The organism is Azospirillum sp. SYSU D00513 (assembly GCF_017356015.1).
Lineage (GTDB): Bacteria > Pseudomonadota > Alphaproteobacteria > Azospirillales > Azospirillaceae > Azospirillum.
The window spans coordinates 1-22,532 of record NZ_JAFIQV010000033.1 but is presented as its reverse complement, the minus strand read 5'-3'; the positions used below and the strand labels follow the sequence as shown (position 1 = coordinate 22,532).

The 22,532-nt window shown below is 65.1% G+C and carries 16 protein-coding genes; 10 read left to right on the top strand and 6 right to left on the bottom strand.

Features of this window, described 5'->3' with window-relative positions; translation table 11 throughout:
- Positions 1 to 5: 5 nt before the first annotated feature.
- On the bottom strand, positions 6 to 1,637 hold the full coding sequence (locus tag JUB11_RS22325; protein WP_207460973.1) for a tetratricopeptide repeat-containing glycosyltransferase family protein: 1,632 nt from the start codon (positions 1,635 to 1,637) through the stop codon (positions 6 to 8).
- 221 nt (positions 1,638 to 1,858) lie between these two features.
- On the opposite strand from JUB11_RS22325, the gene JUB11_RS22320 reads away from it, so the two are divergent.
- Positions 1,859 to 2,716, top strand: coding sequence for a hypothetical protein (locus tag JUB11_RS22320; RefSeq protein ID WP_207460972.1), 858 nt, complete (start codon positions 1,859 to 1,861; stop codon positions 2,714 to 2,716).
- Between the two features lie 32 nt (positions 2,717 to 2,748).
- On the opposite strand, the gene JUB11_RS22315 is transcribed toward JUB11_RS22320, so the two are convergent.
- On the bottom strand, positions 2,749 to 3,624 hold the full coding sequence (locus tag JUB11_RS22315) for a hypothetical protein (protein WP_207460971.1): 876 nt from the start codon (positions 3,622 to 3,624) through the stop codon (positions 2,749 to 2,751).
- Between the two features lie 234 nt (positions 3,625 to 3,858).
- Here JUB11_RS22315 and JUB11_RS22310 point away from each other — a divergent pair, with 234 nt between their 5' ends.
- The 4 genes from JUB11_RS22310 (at position 3,859) to JUB11_RS22295 (ending at position 9,352) form a co-directional block, all read left to right on the top strand.
- Entirely contained in the window at positions 3,859 to 5,124 is a 1,266-nt protein-coding gene (locus tag JUB11_RS22310; protein ID WP_207460969.1) for a glycosyltransferase family 4 protein, read from the top strand.
- Positions 5,125 to 5,209: 85 nt separating this feature from the next.
- The gene (locus JUB11_RS22305) at positions 5,210 to 6,844 is read left to right on the top strand and encodes a GMC family oxidoreductase (RefSeq protein WP_207460967.1); all 1,635 of its coding nucleotides are present in this window, start codon (positions 5,210 to 5,212) and stop codon (positions 6,842 to 6,844) included.
- 14 nt (positions 6,845 to 6,858) lie between these two features.
- A complete protein-coding gene (locus JUB11_RS22300) occupies positions 6,859 to 8,100 on the top strand; it encodes a tetratricopeptide repeat protein (protein ID WP_207460965.1) in 1,242 nt (413 codons plus the stop codon).
- 298 nt (positions 8,101 to 8,398) lie between these two features.
- Positions 8,399 to 9,352 (top strand): UDP-glucuronic acid decarboxylase family protein, encoded by a 954-nt coding sequence (locus tag JUB11_RS22295; RefSeq protein ID WP_207460963.1) that lies wholly within the window; start codon positions 8,399 to 8,401, stop codon positions 9,350 to 9,352.
- 93 nt (positions 9,353 to 9,445) lie between these two features.
- Here the strand turns inward: JUB11_RS22295 and JUB11_RS22290 are convergent, their stop codons facing one another.
- From JUB11_RS22290 to JUB11_RS22280, 3 genes are all read right to left on the bottom strand, one after another.
- Complete coding sequence (locus JUB11_RS22290) at positions 9,446 to 10,423, bottom strand: replication protein RepA (RefSeq protein ID WP_211112597.1); 978 nt, start codon at positions 10,421 to 10,423, stop codon at positions 9,446 to 9,448.
- Between the two features lie 774 nt (positions 10,424 to 11,197).
- Positions 11,198 to 12,613 carry an ATP-binding protein gene (locus JUB11_RS32895; protein ID WP_207460961.1) on the bottom strand — a complete coding sequence of 472 codons (1,416 nt, stop codon included), beginning with the start codon at positions 12,611 to 12,613 and terminating at the stop codon, positions 11,198 to 11,200.
- Positions 12,606 to 13,277 carry a response regulator transcription factor gene (locus JUB11_RS22280; protein ID WP_207460960.1) on the bottom strand — a complete coding sequence of 224 codons (672 nt, stop codon included), beginning with the start codon at positions 13,275 to 13,277 and terminating at the stop codon, positions 12,606 to 12,608. Before JUB11_RS22280 ends, JUB11_RS32895 begins: the two co-directional genes overlap by 8 nt.
- A 240-nt stretch (positions 13,278 to 13,517) precedes the next feature.
- Between JUB11_RS22280 and JUB11_RS22275 the strand changes: the two genes are divergently transcribed.
- Genes JUB11_RS22275 through JUB11_RS22265 form a run of 3 tightly spaced genes read left to right on the top strand, consistent with a single transcriptional unit; the run spans position 13,518 to position 18,468 of the window.
- Entirely contained in the window at positions 13,518 to 15,668 is a 2,151-nt protein-coding gene (locus JUB11_RS22275) for a peptidase domain-containing ABC transporter (RefSeq protein WP_348771489.1), read from the top strand.
- Entirely contained in the window at positions 15,665 to 17,065 is a 1,401-nt protein-coding gene (locus JUB11_RS22270) for an HlyD family type I secretion periplasmic adaptor subunit (RefSeq protein ID WP_207460956.1), read from the top strand. Before JUB11_RS22275 ends, JUB11_RS22270 begins: the two co-directional genes overlap by 4 nt.
- 14 nt (positions 17,066 to 17,079) lie before the next feature.
- Entirely contained in the window at positions 17,080 to 18,468 is a 1,389-nt protein-coding gene (locus tag JUB11_RS22265) for an SEL1-like repeat protein (RefSeq protein ID WP_207460954.1), read from the top strand.
- Here the strand turns inward: JUB11_RS22265 and JUB11_RS22260 are convergent.
- Complete coding sequence (locus JUB11_RS22260) at positions 18,437 to 19,204, bottom strand: hypothetical protein (protein ID WP_207460952.1); 768 nt, start codon at positions 19,202 to 19,204, stop codon at positions 18,437 to 18,439. The genes JUB11_RS22265 and JUB11_RS22260 overlap by 32 nt on opposite strands.
- A gap of 259 nt (positions 19,205 to 19,463) precedes the next feature.
- On the opposite strand from JUB11_RS22260, the gene JUB11_RS22255 reads away from it, so the two are divergent.
- Together JUB11_RS22255 and JUB11_RS22250 are read left to right on the top strand one after the other, a co-directional pair.
- Positions 19,464 to 21,983, top strand: coding sequence for a hypothetical protein (locus JUB11_RS22255; protein WP_207460951.1), 2,520 nt, complete (start codon positions 19,464 to 19,466; stop codon positions 21,981 to 21,983).
- Positions 21,984 to 22,152: 169 nt separating this feature from the next.
- Positions 22,153 to 22,374: a hypothetical protein gene (locus tag JUB11_RS22250; protein ID WP_207460949.1), complete on the top strand. Its 222-nt coding sequence runs from the start codon at positions 22,153 to 22,155 to the stop codon at positions 22,372 to 22,374.
- Positions 22,375 to 22,532 lie beyond the last annotated feature (158 nt).

Genomic DNA, 22,532 nt, shown 5'->3' with positions numbered 1-22,532 from the left:
GGCAGTCATCGCGCGGCCAGCAGCCGAGCCAAGTTCCCGCGCACGCGCTCGAGAACAGGCGTCCAGTCGCCTGCCGTCCGCTGCCGGTACAGCCGCATGGACGGATACCAGGGGCTGTCCTCCCGCTCTGTGAACCAGCACCACAGGAACCCTGTCTGCCGCGCCAGAAGCGTCCAGACCGGGATACCGAGCGCGCCGGCCACATGGACCGTGGTGTTGCTGATGGAGATCACCAGATCCAGCGTCGCGACCTGGGCGGCGAAGCCGTCGAGATCAGCGAGGGGATCGATCAGGGCGTCCCGCAGGATCGTGACCCCGAATTTCCGCCGGACGGCGCCCAGCTCGGCCGAACGGTCACCGTACTGCAGATCGACGAAGGTGATACCTGGCAGCTCCAGGATCGGCTGCCACAGTTCCAGGGGGGCGCTCTTGAAGTCGCGATGGTCAGGGTTGGCCGAGTGCCAGGAAATCCCGACCAGGAGATTGTCGCCGGCTTCAGCCCGGTAGCGGGCCCGCAGGACCCGCACCTTTTCCGGATCGGCGGCGAGGTAGGCGGGCCGGCGGGGAAAGCTGTCGAAGTCTGGGCGCAGCCGACGCCCGAGATCGCCAAGCGCGCAATGAGCGGCAAGCTCCGCCCGTCCGGTCGCTGGGTCGGGCGGTGCGGTGCGGGGCACGACCTCCACATCTGGGAAGGACCGCGCGAACAGCGGCACCAGCCGGGGTGCCGTCTCCAGCACGCACCCGATTCCCCGCTCCGCTAAGTCCGGGACCATGCCGGCCAGCAGGATCTCGTCGCCGACGCCTAGCTCCCCCCAGACCAAAAGCTTTTTGCCGGCTAGGGGAGCGCCGTTCCAAGCCGGAAGCGGGAAGTCCCGCCGGCTGGCTGCACGGTCGCCGGTTTCCCAACGCGCCGCGTGGTTCACCCAGCCAGCCGCCAGATCGCCGGTCAGAAGCTGCACGAGCCCCAGGTTGCTGCGCGCCTCGGCGTAAGAGGGGTCGATAGCGAGCGCACGGGCATAGCATGCCGAAGCCTCAACCAGCCGGCCCTGGAACTGCAGCATGACTCCGAGATTGCCATGAGCCGTAGCGGCGGCGGGATGCAGGGAGATCAGCCTTTGATAGGCTTCCATAGCTTCGTCGAGCCGGCCCATTCCCCGCAAGGCGTTGCCGAGCGCGTGGAAGGCCGCGCCATTCTGGGGGGCAAGCCGTGCAGATCTGCGGAAAGCTTTCAAGGCCTGCTCCGCCCGCCCCAGTTCCCGCAGCAACGCGCCGAGGTTCTGCTGGAGAGCTGGTAGCGCCGGGTCGAGGGCCAGTGCCCGAAGGCAGGCTTGGTGCGCGGCCTCATGATGACCCAGCCGCTGCAGGGCGCCTGCCCGGTTGGCATGAGCCCGCACATGGTCTGGACGCACCGCCACCGCCCGCCCGAAGGCTAGTAGGGCACGCGCCGTATCCCCGGCCTGAAACGCGATCAGCCCAAGCAGATGCAGGGCCTCGGGGTTAGCCGGGGCATCCGGCAGGAAGCGCCGGCAGCAATATTCCGCCTGTGTGACGTCTCCAACCTGAAGGCGGTTTTGTGCCGTTTCGAGGAGAGAGGGGCCGGTTTGAGGTTGGGGGAAAGGGGGAGCCTTGATGATCATGCGCGATTGGAATAAGACCGCGACATGGTTTATGCAAGGAAGCCCTGATCAAGAGAACCGTCCTGCTTTCCATGCGTCTCTGTTGGATTCTGTCAGGCAGCTTGGGACAGAGAGGCGGGCGTCTCTTCTCCCCCCTCGCCAGCCATCGGCTGCGCTGCATCGAGCCGGCTACGGCCCTTGTCCGTAAAGGACACCGTATCGCCATCGTACGGGCGGAAACCTTGGCCGGCCGGCTGGACGCACCGGATCTGCACGACGCTGAGGCCGTGATCATCGGCAAGCAGTTTGCCGACATCACCCCTCTGGTGCGGATCATGCAGGAACGGGGGCAACGAATCATCGTCGACCTGTGTGACGATTACCAGCTGGATCCCCTGAACCACAGCTATGCCGGACTGCTGAAACTGGCGGACGTCTGCACGGTTCCAAGCATGGTTCTGGCCGACCGCTTGCGTGCGGGTTCGGATGTGCCCGTCTCGATCATCCCCGATTGTGTGGAAGGGGATGCGCTTCCTCCTGCTTTTCGACGAACGCAGGGGGGTGCCTTGAGGCTTCTGTGGTTCGGGCAACCTGCCAATCTCGATGCCTTGGATGCTGCGCTTCCCGGCTTGGACCGCTTCCATCACGAGGTGCCGCTTTCGCTGACCGTCGTTACCCAGCTGTCGGCTCAGGTCGGGGCGCGATTTCCTGCGCAACGTGAAGGGCTGCCGATCCGGTGCGTGCCCTGGTCGCCGGAAACCATGCATGAGGCCCTGCAAGACTGCCATCTAGTGGTCGTGCCGAGCTTTCCGACCGAGGAAAAGCAAGCCAAGTCGGCAAACCGTGTGGCCTCGGCCCTCTGGGCTGGACGCCTGCCCGTGGCTTTTCCGCTGCCGAGCTATGAGACCTTCGCCGGATCTGCGGTGCTGGCCGAAGCGTTGGCGGATGGCATCGCCTGGGCTCTGGCGCATTCATCCGAGATCCCCTCGCGCATTGCCGATGGCCAAGCTCTGATCCGCAATCAATTTACTCCGTCCGCAGTGGCGGAGCAATGGCACGCGATCCTGGCCGACCTCCCGAACGGCTGCGTCTTGAATTGATTCCTGATCCGCGACCGGTTCCCCGCGTGGCTTCAGAAATTCGGTACGGTCTTGATTTGGCGCTCCAAGTAGCGGTTGCAGGCGTGGTGGATTTCTAGGAAATTCGCGCAGGATTCGTGCGGCTTATAGATTTTGAAGCTGCGCATAATGCCGAGGGTCGCGGCGCTTTCCAAAGGTCCGACGAAGCTCGCGTCCCTGTCCAAGAAGAAAGGTTGCGCCTGCCATATCCTCATTTGATGCTCGTCCAGGAAGAAGCAGCCGGAGTGGGGGTTCGAAGGGCGCTCGAAGAGAAGAGGGCGGTTCAGGAATTGTCCTTGGATGGTTCGGCGGTCGTCTGGCTCGGTGCTGAGGCGCGGCAAATACGGCAACGTGACGCGATCGATGTAGAGCTTGTTGAACATGGAAGGCATGGCCGTTTCATAGCGATTCGGCAACAAAACGCAGGAATCTCCGTGTGACTTGTTGAACATCGAAATCTTATCGAAAAAATTCTGGTCGGTGATGACCAGATCGTCCTCTATGTAGCCGTAGTAGTCATACTGCCCAAGCCGGTTCGCCAACTCCTTATGGCATTCGAACCCGATCATCATGGGATCCGCATCGACGGACCGGTGCTCGAAGAAACCGCTCGGCAGGCCGAGATTTTCCAGCAGATGGCGGCCTTGGGTCGTAAACACCACGACATCGACGGAGGTGGCGAAACCAACGTTTGCAGGGCGCACGATCCGGTTCGTGCCTTCGCTGTACATCATGCCCTGGTAACCGAAATGCCGATGGCAGGAGATGATGGCGGCCCGTAGGGCGGCAATGCGGACTGCCGGGTCACGGCTGGTCGATCCGTAGGAAGCGTCATTCGAAGCCGGATCCGGCGGCCCGAAATAGTGCGGGATCGTGATGAGGATGCGCATGATGGAAAGGAGCCGCCATCAGATGGTCGATGAGAAGTGGGCCGACCATGATCGTTCCCCCGCTGGACTGTCAAGAAAGGCCGGCGAGAGAGTATGGTCGCATTGCGGAACGAGATGGGCTAGGAGAACGCATCATCGTCGATGGAATGAGGGGTTGGTGAAGAAACCGGAGTCCAATGGAAGCGGCGGACCTGAGGCAAAGGAGCTGCCGAGGCCCGTGAAGGACATGGCCTGATGCTGCCGACGAAGGTGAGGCTGGACAGCGAGGGGGCGATCCGGAAGGTCGGCCTCCTTTGGCAACTCGGCAGTTTTTCCGGATGGGGCGTCCTTGGTCTTCACATCGCGCGCCGCATGCTGGCCCGCGGCGACCTGGACCCGGTGCCGTTCTATCCCCTGTCCTCCGTCGACCGGAACGCGTTCGATGCCGCCGTTCTCGAACGGCTGAGCACAAGCGCCGCGTCCACCGCCAAGGCCTTGAAGAACCGTCCGGACCCGGCCAGCCCGGTGCGCGGCAATTTTCCGATGCTGCACGGCCTGGGCAACGGCTTATTCGGAGCACCGGCCACGGCGTCCATCAGCGGAGCACCCAACCTTGCCATCGTCTTTCTCGAAGACACCAATCTGGGGCCGGAAGCCCTGGACCGCGGCCGGCGTTTCGCACGGATCGCGGCCGGCGCCACTTGGACGGCCAAGGTGCTGCGCGCGGCCGGACTCGATCAGGTGGACGTCTGCCCGCAGGGCATTGATGAGACCATTTTTTACCCCGGTCCTCCCCGTGCCCATGCCCAGGCCCGCTTCATCGTCTATTCCGGCGGCAAGCTTGAATTCCGCAAGGGGCAGGACATCGCCGTCGCCGCTTTCCGACGCTTTCATGAGCGCCATCCGGATGCCCTGCTCATAACAGGCTGGGTCAGTCCCTGGCCAACCCTGGCTCGGACTATGGCCCGTTCTTCCGTTCTGGACAGCGCTCCCCAACTGGATGCGGCAGGGCAGGTGGATGTGGCCGGATGGCTGCGGAACAACGGGCTGCCGGAAGGATCCTTCCAGATCGTGCCGGCGGTTCCCAACACAGCGATGGGCAAGCTGTTGCGCCAGGCGGACGTCGCCCTCTTCCCCAACCGCTGTGAGGGCGGCACCAACCTAGTTGCCATGGAGGCCCTGGCCTGCGGCGTTCCGACCATCCTGTCCGCCAACACCGGGCATCTCGACCTGATCGCAGACGTGGCCTGCTATCCCCTGCGGGTGCAGGCGCCCGTCGAGGCCGACCCGGACGGCATGGGTACCCAAGGCTGGGGCGAGTCCTCGGTCGACGAGATCGTGGAGGCTCTGGAGCGCGTCTACGCTGACCGGACCGCCGCGCGGGCTCTCGGCGAGCGGGCGGCCGCGCAGATGCGGGCGGAATGGAGTTGGGACGTGCGCATCGACCGGATGCTGGAGAGCCTCGGGCTGCGGTCTCGGGAAGGGAGCGGAGCGGACGCCGTTCCTATTCCGGGGCAGTAAGGTATACAGGCTGCGTGACCGCACGGTAAGGTGCTACGCCATGCCATCATGACGCGCACCAGCGTTCCGCACCCAGTAGGTACCAATGCTGTATGACCTGAGGGAGATTGCCGAGCCGCGAACCTTCGACGTCCCGGTCTGCGTCGTCGGTGCAGGGGTCGCGGGCATCACGGTGGCGCGCCGGCTGCTGGCGCGGGGCCACGAGGTCCTGCTGGTCGAAAGCGGGGGCGCCGATTTCGAGGCCGAGGTGCAGGACCTTGCCGCGGGATCCTCGAGCGGACATCCCTATTACGACCTGGACAGCGTGAACCTGCGCATGGTCGGTGGCACGACGCCCATCTGGGGCGGCCGCTGCGCCGAACTGGACGCCATCGACTTCGAGCGGCGCCCCTGGGTCCCGCACAGCGGCTGGCCCATCGGGCCGGCGGATCTCGCGCGCTACTACCGCGAAGCGGCCGAGGTGCTGGAGATCGCCGCTCCGTCCGCCGGGCGCGACGCCCTGATGCAGCGATTCCCCATGCTGCGGGCGCTCGACACCGAAAGCCTGCGCGTCGGCTGCTGGAGCTTCGACGACCGGATGAACCGGTTTACCCTGCCGAACTTGGGGGACGTGATCGGCCACGCGGGGGCGAGTCTGCTGACCCACGCCACCGCTACGGGGCTGACCCTGTCGCAGGACGGGCGCCGCATCCTGTCCGTCACGGTCAAGGACGTCGGCGGGCAGCAGGCAGTCATCCGGGCCGGCCAGATTGTCCTGGCGCTCGGCGGCATCGAGACCCCACGCCTGATGCTGGTTTCGAACGACGTCGCCCCTGCCGGGATCGGAAACCAGAACGATTTGGTGGGGCGCTTCTTCATGGAGCACCCGCACGCCCGCGGTGGCCGGCTGGAGACCCCGTCCGCCTGGCCGCTGCTGGCCGCCTTCGGCCGTACGCACCGCATCGGCGGCACGCGCCACGCCGCCCTGCTGGGGCTGCAGGATGCGGCGCAGCAGCGCCTCGCCACGCTCAACTCGGCCTTCACGCTCGGCGCCCGGCAGGGAGAGCGGGACCCGCAGTTCTGGGCGATGAGGACCTACAACTCGATGAAGCACCGGCTGAATCCATCGGCGCGCAACCGCCGCCTGTGGCGCTCCGTGAAGGACGCCGCGTTGTGGGTGCATGAGCGGACGGACCCGCTGCGCCCCTGGCTCCTGGCGAAGTCCGGCGCGCGGCAGATCGCCATGATCGTGCGGGCGGAGCAGGCGCCCAATCCGGACAGCCGCATCCTCCTGCAGGTGGGGCGCGACGCGCTTGGCATGCCGCGCGTGGACCTGCACTGGCGCCTGACGGAACTCGATAAGCATTCGGTGCGGGTTCTAGTGGAGACGATGGACACGACGCTGCGGGGGCTCGGGCTAGGCCGTGCGGTGCCCGCGGCTTGGCTGGAGGATCCGGCGGTGCTCTGGCGCACGGATCCCCTAATCAGCGCTCATTCCATCGGCGGTTACCATCACATGGGAACAGTGCGCATGGCGGAGGACCCGTCGCGCGGGGTAGTGGATCGCGACTGCAAGGTGCATGGGGTGGAAAACCTGTATGTCGCGGGCAGCGCGGTCTTCCCGACCTCCGGCTGGGCGAATCCGACCTTTACGATCATCGCCCTCGCCTTGCGGCTCGGCGACCATCTGGACGGGCTGGCGGTGCGCCCGAAGCCCACCCTGGAGTCCGTCGGCGCTTGAGGGAACCCCGCCGCATGCCCACCAGCAAGGACCTGTCTGCCGCAGTGGACGCCTGTTGCCGGGATGGTCGCCTGGCCGAGGCGGCGGCCCTATGCCGCGCCCTGCTGCGGGAGGACCCCCGGCACCCAGAGGCCCTGCACCGGCTGGGCGTCCTGCATCATCTCGGGCGCGATTACGTGGCGGCGGCGCGGCTGTTCGCCGCCGCCGCATCCTCCGGCCACCCGGCTGCCCATGGCGACCTGGCGGTCAGCCTGATGAAGGCCGGCCGGCCGGAGGATGCCTTGGCCCAGTTCCGCAAGGCCCACGCGCTCGCCCCGCAGGACGCGCGCGTCGGGTACAATCTCGCCATGGCCCTCCTGGCGGCCGGCGACCTCAGGGAAGGGTTCTGCCTTTACGAGCAGCGTTGGCACCTGAAGGGACCGACGCCTTGGGTTCCGCGCTGGGACCTGTTCTGGGACGGCCGGCCGCTCGACGGCGGGGTCCTGCTGCTCCATGCCGAACAGGGATTCGGCGACACGATCCAGTTCTCGCGCTATGTGCCCCTGGCCGCGGCACGCGGCGCGCGCGTGGTTCTGGCTGTTCCGGCCGTGCTCCGGCGCCTGGTGGCGGGGCTCGATGGTGTCGACGGTATTCTGTCCGAAGGAGAGCGGATCCCAGCCTACGCGGCGCATGCGCCGCTGATGAGCCTGCCCAGGATCTTTCGGACGGGTAGGGACACGGTGCCTAACCGGGTGCCCTACCTGGGGGCAGGGCAGGAGGGAAGCGCTCCGACGTCCGGTGCCCGCGGCCCCATCCGCGTCGGGCTGGCCTGGGCCGGACGGGCGGAGGATCCGGATGACGCTCACCGCTCCCTACCCGTCGAACGGCTGGCCCCCCTATTGGCGTTGCCGGGGCTGGAATTCCACAGCCTCCAGAAGGGAGCGGCCGAGGCCGATCTGGACCGGGTTGAGGGGGGAGGGCGCGTCATCCGGCATGGAGAATCTTTCGGCGATTTCGCCGACACGGCCACCGTTATGGCGGGTCTCGATCTGGTCATCGGGGTCGATACGGCCGTGGTTCATCTGGCCGGCGCGCTCGGCAAACCGGTGTGGATCCTGCTGTCGGCCGATCCCGACTGGCGGTGGATGCGCGGCTGTGCCCATTCGCCCTGGTACCCCACCGCACATCTTTTCCGGCAGCCCGCGCTCGGCGCCTGGGAACCCGTCCTTGCCGATGTCGGGGAGAGGCTCAAGGCAGCCCTGGCAGGCCACGGCTGAACAGCAGGGTTCACGGCCTTTCTGAACAAATTTGAGATTGATGCACATGGCATCCTCCGCATACCAATAGCTGGCAGGACTGCTCCCGGCGAGAGGAAGCGGGGCTTCGACCAAGAAAATCGCTCCGGTCCTCCCGGCTCGCCCTGCGGATGGCCGGAGCCGGGGACGAGGAAGGCATCGTCAGGGGTAAGGACAATTGCGGGCAGAGCCGACGGACCTCTGTACTTCTGAAACGAGTTTTTGCTTTTCTGCTGCGGGCTTTCGCATTTCCGCGGCACAGCTCCGATAAGGTGAAACGATGCACGTACGCAGCTTCAACAAACGCGTTCTGGTCACGGGAGGCGCGGGGTTCCTCGGATCTCACCTGTGTGAGCGGCTGCTCGAAAACGGCTGCGAAGTGCTGTGCGTGGACAATTATTTTACCGGTTCGCGCAACAACGTCGTGCACCTGCTGAAGCATCCGAACTTCGAACTGATGCGCCACGACGTGACGCTCCCGCTCTACGTCGAGGTGGATGAGATCTACAATCTCGCCTGCCCGGCCTCACCGGTGCACTATCAGCACGATCCAGTGCAGACGACCAAAACCAGTGTGCACGGTGCCATCAACATGCTGGGCCTTGCCAAGCGGCTTGGCGCCCGCATCCTGCAGGCCTCCACGAGCGAGGTCTACGGCGATCCCAGCGTGCATCCCCAGCCCGAGGAGTACTGGGGCAACGTCAACCCGATCGGCCCGCGCGCCTGCTACGACGAGGGCAAGCGCTGCGCCGAGACGCTGTTCTTCGACTACAACCGGCAGCACGGACTGCCGATCAAGGTGGTCCGCATCTTCAACACCTACGGTCCGCGCATGCACCCCAACGATGGGCGCGTGGTGTCGAACTTCATCGTCCAGGCGCTGAAAGGCGAGCCGATCACCATCTACGGCGACGGGCAGCAGACGCGTTCCTTCTGTTTCGTGGACGACCTGATCGAGGGCTTCCTACGCTTCATGGAAACCCCGGAAGCCGTCACCGGCCCCATAAATCTCGGCAACCCCGGCGAATTCACCATGCTGGAACTGGCCGAGCTGACCATCCGCCTGACCGGCTCGCGGTCGTCCATCGTCTATCAGCCCCTGCCGCAGGACGACCCGAAGCAGCGCCAGCCCGACATCAGCAAGGCGCGCAAGCTGCTGTCCTGGGAACCGGCCGTTCCCCTGGAAGAAGGACTGAGGCGGACCATCGACTACTTCCGCAGCCGCTTTTTCTGAGGGGCAGGAGGGTAAGGGGGCAACATCCCAAGGGGGCATTTGGCCTTTTGGGATGTTTGCCGCCGGTTCAAGTCTTCCTGAGAGGGCTCCGCGTCATGAACCGCTGCCCGGCGACAGCATGAACACCCGGCGCTCTGGCACCGCCGGCCGCGAGGGCAGCAGGCGCATGCCGTTGCCGTCGATCTCGACCTTGGCGTCGGGATAGACCGCGAGCGCCTCCTTCAGGGCGGGCAGGAACTTGGCGCGGAACTGGCGGATCTGCTTGTACTCGGAGCCGAACTGCTGGTGCAGGGCGGGCCAGGGCACGAGGGTCGGCTTGGACACCGAGCGCAGGCGGTAGCAGAGCCAGATGTAGATATCCATCACGGCGCTGCTGTTCTGGATCGCCTTGATAGCCGTCTCGGATACCGGCAGCGGATGGTCCCGCAAGGCCTGGAAGAACTCCGTCGACAGCCAGGCGGTCTCGTCCCACAGGGAGCCTTGGCGGGTATCGCTCGGGGCGAACATCATGGCGCCAACGATGTTCGCGCGCTCGAACCCGCTGCGCCCGTCATCCGAAATCCAGCTCACCGTCAGCCGGCAGGCGCTCAAGCGGCGCGACTGGTCGCGGATTGCGTTGTAGCTGCTGCCGCCTGACTTGACGCCCATGCGGTCGAGCCAGTCATGCATCGTGTTGCCGAGACGGACCTCCGGGGAGTTGGTCCGGATGGCTTCGGTCTGGAGATAGAGAAGGATCAGCCGGGCCCGGCTGCCGTAGGGAACGCCCTGGCGGCTCGGGCGCCCGTCGAGGCCGGGGATGAAGCCCGGCTCGACCATCAGGTTGAAGCGCCCGTTCTGGCGCTGCCAGGCCTCGCCGTCGTCCGCCAGGCGCCGGTGCGGCAGGGCCGTCATCGCGAAGCCGGAATAGAGATAGCCGAGCGCTCCCTGCTCGTCCCCCAGGATTGCCGCCGCGAGGTCGACGTAGCGGCGGTCCTCCGCCGCCACCATGTCGCGCGCGGCCCGATGGCCATACCGAGTGATAAGCTCGTGCACCTCGCCCACGGCAAGCCCCCTCAGAGTTTCCGCAAGCATGGCACAGGAGGGAATCTTCGGCCATTTGGCAGGTGGTGACGCGTGGCGCCGCATCGGCGGTACGTGGTTCCGAGTCCGTCGCCGGAGTTTGGCATTTAGTGACAGCTGCCCGGAAAGCCCGCCGCCGCCCGGCTTTTCCGTCTGGCATTTGGTGACAGCGCCCCGGCCACGCCGCCCGGATGGGGTATAAAGCGAAGGCCAAGTTTGGCATTTGGTGTCGCCCTGCCTCCAGACAGGTGGGCTTGCCCGGGGCGGATGCGCTAGGCGGCGGGACCGGAAGGGCCCGGAACCGCGGCAGGCTCCAAACTCCGGCCCTGGTCCCGCGACTCCGGTAACTGGCATCGGTCGGCAGAACGTTTGGCAAGTGGTGACGCCTCCGCCGATCCGGTGGATTCGGAGGCCTTTTCCCCTGGCAAGTGGTGACAGGCGGGCTTTTCCCCTGGCAAGTGGTGACCGAGTCGCGTGGCAGGTGGTGACGCATTCATGGCAAGTAGTGACGTTCGAATCGGGGTTTTCCGAGTCGTCCACTGGCAAGTAGTGACACATACAAATAAGGAATAACCTATATAACAAATAGCTTGATTGAGTCCCTATCGCATGGTTTTCATTGTGGAGGACGGGTAAAGATTTCAGGGATTTCTGCCAGGCGATACACCCTTCCCTCCTATCCATGAAGGATGGCGCAGCCTGACGATGACCTAACTCAGGTAGGGATCAGCGAAGAGTCCTTGTGAACTTGCATCGCCTAGGGTTCGAAGGGGAACCGGGAAGCAATCAAGTCAGGCGTTCGATGACCTGCCCGGACACAGGAACATGCTGGGGAAAACACAGTCTAACCCTCAAGCCAGGACGGTTGTCCTCCATGATGAGCTTTGCTCCATGCAGCCGGCTGACGGCATCCACGAGGCTGAGACCCAGGCCGTTGCCTGGCGTGCTACGGCTCCAGTCCAGCCGTATGAACCGGCCGAGAACTCGTTCATATTCCTCGGGCGGAATGCCGATGCCGTTGTCGGCGATGATCAACTCCGTGGCGTTCCGCTCCTTCCCGGGAACCACCATGACGTCGATGCGGCCGCCTTCGGGCGTGTATTTGACCGCGTTGTCGACGAGGTTCGCCAAGGCTTGTGCCAGAAGCTGCTCGTGGCCGCGGACCGGGGCAGGGTCCTGGATGTCAACATGAATGCCGATGTTCCGCTCCTCGGCCACCGGCTCATAGAGTTCGACCACCCGGCGCACGATGGGGGCTAGGGACAGGTCGGCCAATGGCATCTGCTGATGGCCGGCTCTTGCCTGCGCGATGCTGAGCAGGGCGCCGAACATGTCCAGCAACCGGTCGGCCTCCGCGATCGCCTCCTGGACCATGTCGCGCACGGGATCCCCGTCCTGGGCCTCGATCACCGCGAGTTCGAGCTGTCCGCGCAGACGGTTCAGGGGCGTCCGCAGATCGTGCGCAATGTCCTCGCTGAGATGGCGCAGACCGGCCATCAGATCCTCGATTTGGTCGAGCATGCCGTTGAGATTCGCCGCCAGTCTATCGAGTTCGTCCTCATGCGGGAAGCGCGGGATGCGGGAGTGCAGATCCCCGTCCATGATCCTGCGCGTGGTGCGGTTGATGACCTCCAGGCGGCGCGTGAAGTGACGGGTGATGATGACGCTGCCGGCGAGCGAAATGCCGAGCACGACGAGGAAGGTCCAGAGCAGGGCGCTCGTGATCTCGCTGCGGAACTGCCATCGCCGGCCGAGATCCATCCCGACCAGGAGCCTGTGCCCATCTGGCAGGGCGCGGACGATACCCAGGGCCTGTGCCTCCCCGCCGGATTGCTCTCCGTCCGTTCCGCGCGGCTGGAAGGTAATCCATCCTTCGGTATCCGGCGCCACGGCCGGGAAGACGGGCAGGTTGCCGACCAGCGGAATCCCTTTGGGGTCGCTCAGCAGCAGGATGTCGACCGGCCGGACCGTCAGAAGGCGGTCCTCCAGCACCGCAATGACCTTTGGCAGGCCTCCTCGTTCATGATGCCTTACCAGCCCATCGGCCTCGGCCAGGATCCTTTCCTCCGCTTGGCGGTCAAGAAAGGCCCTCGTCACTTTGTAGATGACACCCGAGACGATCAGCGCGGACAGCAGGAAGAGCCCGAGATAGACTAGGCCCACCCGGGCCGTGATGGTGCGAAGCCGAAGCCGGTCAAGCACGCAGGCAGTACCCGGCGCCGCGCACGGTGTGGATCAGCGCGGTTGCGAAGTCGCGGTCGATCTTCTGCCGCAGCCGGGCCACATGCACCTCGATCACGTTCGTCTGCGGGTCGAAATGGAACTCCCAGACATTCTCCAGCAGCATGGTGCGAGTCACCACGTTGCCAGCGTTGCGCATGAGATATTCCAGGAGCTTGAACTCCCGGGGGTGCAGCTCGATGCTGCGACCGCCGCGTTTCACCTTCCGGGCTAGCAGGTCCATCTCCAGGTCGCCGACCTTGAGGCGCGTCTCGGCGGGCGGTGCCGAGCGGCGGCGGCCGAGGATCTCCACGCGCGCGATCAACTCGCCCAGGGAGCAGGGTTTGGTCAGGTAATCATCCCCGCCGTTGCGCAGGCCGTGCAGGCGGTCTTCTAGGCTGCCCAGCGCGCTGAGGATGAGGGCAGGGGTGTCGTTGCCGGAAGAGCGCAGAGCCCGGATGATGGCCATGCCGTCCCGGGACGGCAGCATGCGGTCCACGATCAGCGCATCGTATAGACCTGTTTCCGCCTGTTTCAGCCCCTCCTCGCCATCGGCGACATGGTCCACTTCGTGTCCATTGTCCCGAAGCCCCTTCAGCATCAGCGCAGAGGCCTTGGGATCGTCCTCAATCACTAGGATTCGCATTGCGGTAGCGCTGCTGTCTCGTCGGAATTAAGCACTTCTTCGTCCTAAACATGATGTAGGGAGATTGGCTGAATCGCAAATGGCTTGATCGTAGCCACTTTGCGTCTTGTGGTCGGCATCCTCCACTCTCGGAAGGCCCTAAAAAGGATGCATTACAATGTTTTAATTTGCTTGGTAAATGTGTGGGATAGCCTATACGTCCGAGCCGAGCACTAGCTCGGGAGCAGCATGGAGATGCCCGTGTCTGGGCCGAACAGCGCCTTGAAATGCCTTGTGGAGGCCGCACGTCTGCGTGGGGTCAACACGTCTGTTGAACGCCTGCAGCATGACCATGTGCTGGACAACCGCGAGCCGTCCACGAAGCTCATGCTTCGCCTCGCAGACAGCCTCGGCCTGAAGGCACGTTCGGTCCGCATGGGCTGGGGGCATTTCGCCAAGCTGGACCGGGCCTTCCCGGTCATCGCCCGCCTGCGCAACGGCCATTCGGTCCTGATCGTTGGGGCCAACGTCGCGAACGGCGTTCCAATCATCCTGATGCAGGACCCCCTGGCCGCCGATCCGTCGCCGATGCCGGTCGACGAGGCGCGCTTCATGGAGGCCTGGACCGGCGAAGCCATCCTGCTGAAGCAGGATGGTGCCGCGACCGAGGAGGAGCCGCCCTTCGGCTTCTCCTGGTTCTTCCCCATGATCAAGCAGCAGAAGCGGATCTTCCGCGACGTCGGCGTCGCCGCGATCCTGCTCAGCGCGCTGACCATGGCCATGCCGGTCTTCATGCAGCTCGTGATCGACCGCGTCCTGGTGCACCAGAGCATCAACACGCTGCACGTCCTCATGGGCGGCATGATGCTGGCGATCCTCTTCGAGACGCTGTTCTCCTATCTGCGCCGCTATCTGATGCTGTACGCGTCGAACAAGATCGACGCGCAGGTCAGCATGCGGACCTTCTCCAAGCTGGTCAGCCTGCCGATTGACTTCTTCGAGCGCTCGTCCACCGGCGTGGTGACGAAGAACATGCAGCAGACCGAGCGCATCCGTCAGTTCCTGACGGGCCAGGTTTTCTCGGTCGCGCTCGACTGCGTGGGGCTGATCGTCTTCATTCCGATGATGTTCATGTACAGCGTGCCGCTGGCCATGATCGTGCTGGGCTCGACGCTGCTGCTCTGCATCATGATGATCGCGTTCATGCCGCCCATGAAGCGCCGCATGAACGATCTCTACGAGACCGAGGCGGTCCTGCAGGGATTCATGGTGGAAACCATCCAGGGCATGCGGACGATCAAGTCGCTGTCGCTCGACGCCCGTCAGCGCCAGTCCTGGGACCAGAAGCTCGCGCGCGCCATCGAGAACCGCTTCCGGCTGGGCAGCTTCGCGCTGGTTTCCCAGTCGTTGATCATGCCGATCGACAAGATCACCCAGGTCGCCGTGATGGGGCTCGGCGCCTACATGATCTTCAATGGCTCCATGCTCGTTGGCGCGCTGATCGCCTTCAAGATGGTGGCCGGCCGCGTGACGGGCCCCCTGGTCCAGCTGTCCCAGATGATCCAGCAGTTCCAGGAGGTCTCCCTGTCCATCCGCATGCTTGGGCAGATCATGAACCACGAGTCCGAGGAAGGCCGGACCGGCCGCGGCATGCGCGCCCCGATCAAGGGAACGGTGGAATTCTCTAAGGTCCGCTTCACCTACCCGGGCGCCTCCTCGCCGGCGCTCAACGACGTGTCCTTCACCATTCCCCAGGGGCACATGTTCGGCGTCATGGGGCGCAGCGGATCGGGCAAGACGACGGTCACGCGCATCCTGCAGGCCCTGCATCAGCCGCAGGAGGGACTGATCAAGATCGACGGTCACGACCTGCGCGAGATCGACCTGGACCACCTGCGCACCAACATCGGCGTTGTCCTCCAGGACAACTTCCTGTTCCGCGGCACGATCCGCGAGAACATCTGCGCGGCCAAGCCTGGCGCCCCCATGGAGGAGGTGATCGAGGCGGCACGCCTGGCCGGTGCGGACGAGTTCATCGAGCGGCTGCCCCGCGGCTTCGACACGATGATTGAGGAGGGCTCCGCCAACCTCTCCGGCGGGCAGCGTCAGCGCCTCGCCATCGCGCGCGCGCTGCTGATCAACCCGCCGATCCTCATCATGGATGAGGCGACCAGTGCGCTCGACGCCGAGAGCGAGGCCATCATCCAGGCCAACATGCAGAACATCGCCAAGGGGCGGACCCTGATCATCATCTCCCACCGCCTGTCGTCGCTGGTGCCATGCGACGCCATCATGGTCCTGGATCATGGCAAGGTGGCCGACGTCGGCCGCCACAGCGACCTGCTCGGTCGTTGCGACGTCTACCGGCATCTTTGGTACAAGCAGAACCGGCATCTGGAGCTCGCGTCATGAGCGTCGTACAGCTCAAGCTTTCTCCGCAGGAAGAGGCGGAAACCAATCGGGCGATTGTCGATTTCCAGTCGGACACCGCGGAAATCGAGAACCGTCCGGAACCGGGTCTGACGAGAGCCACGCTCTACGTGACCACGGCGTTGATCCTCACGGCGGTCGTCTGGGCCTCGGTGTCGAAGATCGACCGCGTGGTGTCGGCGACCGGCAAGCTGGTTTCGACCGAGACGCCTATCGTCGTCCAGCCGTTCGACACCGCGATCCTGAAGAGCATCAATGTCCGGGCCGGCGACATCGTGAAGGCCGGCGAGATCCTGGCGACCCTCGATTCAACCTTCGCGGAATCGGAAAGCGGGCAGATCGCCGTACGCCTGCAGACGGCCGAGGCCGCTATTTCGCGGTTGGAAGCCGAACTGTCGGAGGAGGCCACCTACAAGCCGCCGGCCAACCTGTCGGCGGAAGTCGCGCTCGGCCAGCTCGGCCTCTGGCGCAACCGCCAGGCCCAGTTCAAGGCGCAGCTCTCCAGCTTCAACGAACGGATCGCGCGCGCTCAGTCGACCCTCACCAGCAGCCGGGCCCAGATCGTTTCCCTGACCGCCCAGGTCGAGAAGTGGAGAGAGATCGAGGACATCCGGAACAAGTTGGCGGCCGCCCAGATCGGCAGCAAGCTGAATGCCCTGTCTTCCGCCGCGAGCCGCCTGGACATTGAGAACGACCTCACGGCCGCCAAGGGCACCGAGCAGCAGAGCCGGCATGAGCTGGATGACCTGAAGGCCCAGCGTGAGGCCTTCGTCCAGGAATGGAAGAACACGGTCGCACAGGAGCTGATCCAGCAGCGCACCGAGCGCGACGTGCTGGTCGAGCAGATGAACAAGGCCAAGAAGCGCCAAGATCTGGTCACCTTGACCGCTCCGGTCGACGCCGTCGTGTTGGAGGTGGCCAACCGTTCGGTCAACTCGGTGGCCCGGGCGGCCGAGCCGCTCTTCACCCTGGTTCCCGTCAACGCGCCGGTTGAGGCCACGGTTCAGATCAACGGGCGGGAAATTGGCTTCATCCGCGAAGGCGATCCGGTCGCTATCAAGTTCGACACCTACAATTACCTGGAGCACGGCACCGCGGAAGGCATCGTCCGGAACATCAGCGACGACTCCTTCAGCCGTGACAATGAGACCGAGATTTCCAAGGCGACCGCAACCCCCGGCGCTACCGGACGCGACGGTCTCTTCTACCGGGCAAAGATCGAACTGAAGGCGACCGACCTGCGCAACGTGCCGGAAGGCTTCCGCCTGGTTCCAGGCCTGCCTCTGACGGCGGACATCAAGGTCGGCGAACGCACCATCATCGCATATTTCCTGAAGCCGCTCCTGGGCAGCCTCAACGAAAGCATGCGCGAGCCCTGAGGCCGCCTCCCGCCATGAGCCAACCCACCCAGACACCCCGGAGCGCCCTGCTCCGGGGACAGCGCAACGCTCTTCAATCCTGGCCGAAGGGAACGAAGTCCCGTTTTGGCGGCCTGTTCGAGAAGCTGCGGAGCACCGCGAAGCTGCTCAAGCAATCGGAGGAGGCCTTCGCGAAGGGCCAGCCTGCGGAAGGGGCGAGGATCTTGCGGATCCTCGCCCGCCGCAACCATCCCGAAGCCTTGTTCCAGCTGGGCGGCTGCTACGCGCAGGGGCGCGGCGTGGTTCGCAACATGCCCGACGCCGTGGTCTGGATGCGCCGGGCGGCCGAGTTGGGGCATGCCGACGCGCAGCATTTCCTGGGGCAGATCTACTCCAAGGGCCTCGGCAAGGTGCGCGACTTCAGCGATCCCCTGCGGCTCTACACGGCGGAGGATGCCGACCCGCGCTCCAACCGCAACCTCCTCTTCCCGGCCGGCGTCAACGTCGAGCGGAACGAGGCCGAGGGACTGCTGTGGCTTGAGCGTGCCGCCGCGTCCGGCCATGCCCTGGCGCAATTCGACCTTGCCGAATATCTCCTGTATGGGCCCGAGGACAAGAGAGACAAGGACAGAGCGATTGAGCTCCTGCGGGCTTCAGCGGAAGGGAAGAATGCCAGGGCTCACCTTGTCCTCGCCCGGATTCTCTTCGAAGGCTCTTTGCTGGAACGTGATCCCGCAGCAGCCGTCGATCACCTAAAAGCCGCCGCGGAATACGGGCACGCGGACGCCGCCAGCGAAATGGGAATCATGCTGGCTAGCGGAACCAACATGCCGGCGAACAATGCCGAGGCCGTGCGCTGGTTCCAGAAGGCGGCCGAGCAGAATCACGGGCCGGCCCAGTTCAATCTCGGGAACATGTACCTGCGTGGCCAGGGCGTTTCCCAGGATTTCCGCAAGGCGGCGGAACTGTACCGTCGCGCCTGCAGGGTAGGAAACTTCCCGCAGGCGCAATGGCGGCTCGGCTCCATGTATGAAACCGGGCAGGGTGTCGAGAAGGATCCCTTCGAGGCGTCGGAGTGGTACCGCAAGGCGGCGGAGCAGAACTTTCCCCAAGCTCAGTTTGCACTCGGCCTCCTCTATTCGCGCGGGCTCGGTGTGGTCCGCGACGACCAGCAGGCGGCTCTCTGGTTCGAAAAGGCCGCCAGCACAGGCCATGTTCCGTCCTGCCTCAACCTTGCTCTGCTGAACGCCCGTGGCCGTCTCGGTGAACCGAACCTTGCCCTGGCGCGGGAATGGCTAGAACGGGCCCGGTCCAAGGCAGGACCGGGCGATCAGAACCAGATCCAGCACGTGGAGAAACTGCTGGAAAACACAGCGCCAGAAAGCCCGTCCGTCAGGATGTCCGGTCGTTTATCCACTCCCTGAGCCGACGGGCCTTCCGCAGGGCGCGGGCGGCGGGACCAGTCGGCAGCTGGTTCGGGAAGGGACGCCGGTACGGGTGGATGATCCGCAACCCGTCCGGCCGGCCCATCTCCTCGAGCACCGTGTCGAAGGCGATGTCCTCGCCGACGGCGTTGAGCAGGCGCTCGCGCGGCGGCGCGTTCCGCGTGGCGGGATTGCTCGCCCACCATGGCCGGTAAGGATGGTCCGTGCAGAACTCCATGCCGAAGACCCGGGCCATGGTCGGGAGCTTGTATTCCAGGAAACCCACAAGCGGCGGGCCGGCGGCGACATAGAGGTCCAGGAAGCGCCGGGGAAGGCAAGCGACGATGAACAGGCAGCACAGCAGCTCGTCCCGATAGCCGTGCGCCTCCGCCAGATAGGCCCGGAAGGCGTCACGGTCCTGCCTCTTGACGGGGTCGCTGCCCTCCAGCCATCCCCACCAGCTTTCGACCTCCCGCGCGGAGCGAAGGCCGGAAAGCAGGAGCTGGTCCGGCGCTAAGCCGGCGAACAGCTGCTTCAGCGGCGCCAGAAGCAGCATGTCCCATTGGACGATGACGATCGTGTCCCAGGGCAAGGCGTGCCCGCGGTCGCGGTGCCAGGCTGCGATCATCCGGTCGCCATGCCGCCACTTCCAATAGCCGTCCTGATCTTCCGAAAAGATGTAAAGATCGTCGAACCAGGGACCCAGCTGCGCTTCGGCGTTTGCGGCGTCGGCCAAGTCACCACCATAGAGCCCGTAAATACTGATTCCAGGATTTTTGGCGCGTAATGCCGAAAGCCGGTTTTTGCAGGTTTCGAAATCCCTGTAGAACCAGAAAAGGCACGCCATTCTCATCGAGAAATCCGCTCAGCTCCGACCATGAAATTTTCTTATGCACCCCATCCTAGGCTTTGTCCAGCGGAGGACAGGCCAGCGATGTTTGCGGATCCTTAATGATAATTCCCTAACCAGAGGCGGTGGCAAGGGGAATGAGAAGATGACCGTCGTGACCGTGACCGGAGCGTCGGAGCCTCAGCGGCTGGCGATCGAGGCGGCGCTCGCATATTGGGACAAGCTCATGCCGACCGGAGCGAGCATTGAGGTGGCGGTCGACACCGGCCTGACCGCCGCGGGCACCCTGGCGTCGGCACGTTCGCCGGCCGTGGTCACGGTGGGGCAGAGGGTCGTGACGGCGGCCGAAGCCGGCGCTCTCGGCCTTGCCCCAGGAGCCTACGACGTCACGCAACCGGGCGCTGCCCATGAATGGCGGACGGGAACGGACGCCAACGGAGCGGCGACCGCCGACATCCTCCTTTCCATCAACCCCTCGGCCCCGCTCTGGTACAGCCCGACGCCCGGCCCGTCGAACCCGGCGTCGGCGGCAGCCGTCCCAAACGGCCAGTACGACGCCTTTTCCGTCATCCTGGGCGCCTTGGGCAACGCTCTGGGCATGGAGGGCGTCCGGGCTCCCGCCACGGGTGCCATGGCAGGCACGGCCATCAGCGGCTTTGACCGCTACATCACCTTCATCAACGGCTCCCCTTATTTCACCGGACCGAACGCCGTCGCCGTCGCTGGCGGACCCGTGCCGCTGTCGACCGGGTTCTATGCCTACACAGCCGGCGGGGAGCCGGTTCGGGGCGTTCTGGCGTCCAGCGTCGAGATGGGCCGGACTGTCGATGCCGGGCCGCTGGACCGTGCCATTCTGCGCGATGCTTGGATCCCCGCCACGGTCGGCACGGATCAGCAGATCCTCGGGAACGACACAAACGAAACCCTGTCCGGCAGCGGCGGCAACGATGTCCTGTCTGGAATGGGTGGGGCGGATTCCCTGCTCGGCGGTGACGGGCACGATCTGATTGCCGGCGGTAGTGGCGACGACACCCTGAGCGGCGACCCGATCGGCGCGCTCGGAGCGGATATCCTGCTCGGGCAGGAGGGCCATGACCGAATCACGGCCGGCGGCGGGAGCGATTGGCTGGATGGCGGGGTCGGGAACGACCAGCTGTTCGGTGATCCCGGACAGGACAGCCTGTTCGGCGGGCTCGGCGACGACTCCCTGTATGGCGACTATTATGGCAGCCGTTCCATCACGACAAACAGCACCATCACACCGGCTGCTACCCCAACCATGAACGACGACCTGCTGTCCGGCGGGGGTGGCGACGACCTGCTGCATGGCGGTGCCGGCTCCGACACACTGACCGGCGGGGCGGGGGCGGACCGCTTCGCTTTCACGGACGTCGCAGATTCCACCCTTGCCCGGCACGACGTGATCACCGATTTCCGCGGGCGCCTCAGGGAAGTCTACGGCGCCGCGGGAACCAGCCGCACGGTCGAGTTCCGGTCGGTGTACAGCACCCAGGCGACGCTCCTGCCGGGGCTTGGGCTGGCCGACTTCCGGGGGGAGGGATCGCACACCCAGAACGATCGCATCGATCTCTCGGAGATTGACGCCATGCTCACGGTCTCCGGCAAGCAGGGCTTCACCTTTGTCGATCAGGCGGCCTTCACCGCTCCCGGGCAGGTCCGCTGGCGCGTGCAGGGAACATCCATAATGGTGGAGGGAACCGTCAGCACAGAGCTGACGACGGACTTCGCCGTGGAACTGCAGGGTTTGGCGGGAAACTATATCCTAACTGCGGGCGATTTCGACCTGGGCCAGAATGACGCGGTCGGCAGCAAGGCCAGCCGGCTGAGCGCGCCGGCGGTGCGCATGGGCGGCGGCATGAAACTGCCCGACGGGATCACGGTCGATCTTTCCGCCGCCATGGCTTGGAGCAGCTTGGGCGGCAGCCTTGCTCTGCCCGGCATCGTCAGTGCGGTGGGAGGAGCCCGGGACGACCGAATGCTCGGAAGCTCGGCCGCCAACCGGCTGTGGGGCGAGGACGGCGCGGACACGCTGAGCGGTGCCGACGGGGCCGACACGCTGAGCGGCGACGGGAGCGCGGACCTGGTCTTCGGCAACGCCGGCACTGACGCGCTGTTCGGCAACGCCGGGGCCGATAGCCTGTATGGCGGCCGCGACAGCGACGCCCTGTACGGCGGGCGTGATGACGATCTGCTGAACGGCGATATCGGGGCCGACAGCCTAGCCGGCGACATCGGCAACGATCTGCTGGTCGGCAACGTTGGCACCGACCGGATGTACGGCAACGCCGGGTTCGACACGCTGTTCGGCGGGCGCGACGACGACACGCTGTTCGGTGGCCAGGGCGACGACTGGCTGTCAGGCGACCTGGGCAACGACCGTCTGAGCGCTGACCTGGGCAACGATCGGCTGACCGGGGGCAGCGGTGCTGACCTCTTCGTCTTCGCGGCCGGCGGCGGGCGGGACACCATCACGGACTTCGACGCGGCGGCGGGCGACCGCATCGCCCTTGCAGCGGGCCTGGGCTACACGGTGGCCGCCAACGGGGTGGGCGAGGCGGTGATCGTCTTCTCCGCGAACGATGCCGTGACCCTCGCCGGGGTCAGCCGGGAGGCCGTGACGGCTGGCTGGTTCATTCTTGGATGATGCGCTTCTGTTGGTGTGGCTGACAATCCAGCATGCTGAAAATCCGCAACCATAAGGAGCGCAGCCATGCGTTTCTGCCATGCGGCCTCGCGTAGTTTGCGTATCTGGTATCATGTATACCAAATTATATTCTCTCCAACGAACGACGGACACACGCTGGAGAGACATCATGGCCTACATCACTTCTTCGCACTTCGACACGGACAGCACCTCCTCGGGCCTCCTGAAGACGATCAGCGAATTCGTGAGCGCCTGGATGGAAGCCTCGGCTGCTTACGCCGCCTACAGCGCGCTCTCCACCAAGAGCAACACCCAGCTCGCCGCCCGCGGCCTGCGCCGCCAGGACATCGCCCGGTCCGCCATGGGCCTGCCGGCCCTGGTCCGCGAGTAAGCCAAGGCGACCGCCATCCCCGCTCCGACGGGCTGAAAACGGGCCGCGACCAGATCGCGGCCCGTTTTCGCTTGGTGCGCCCAGCATGGGCGTTCTCTTGTGGGTGCAAGTCCCATCGTAAGCTGATCACGGCGAGCGAAGTGAAGCGCAACTGCGGA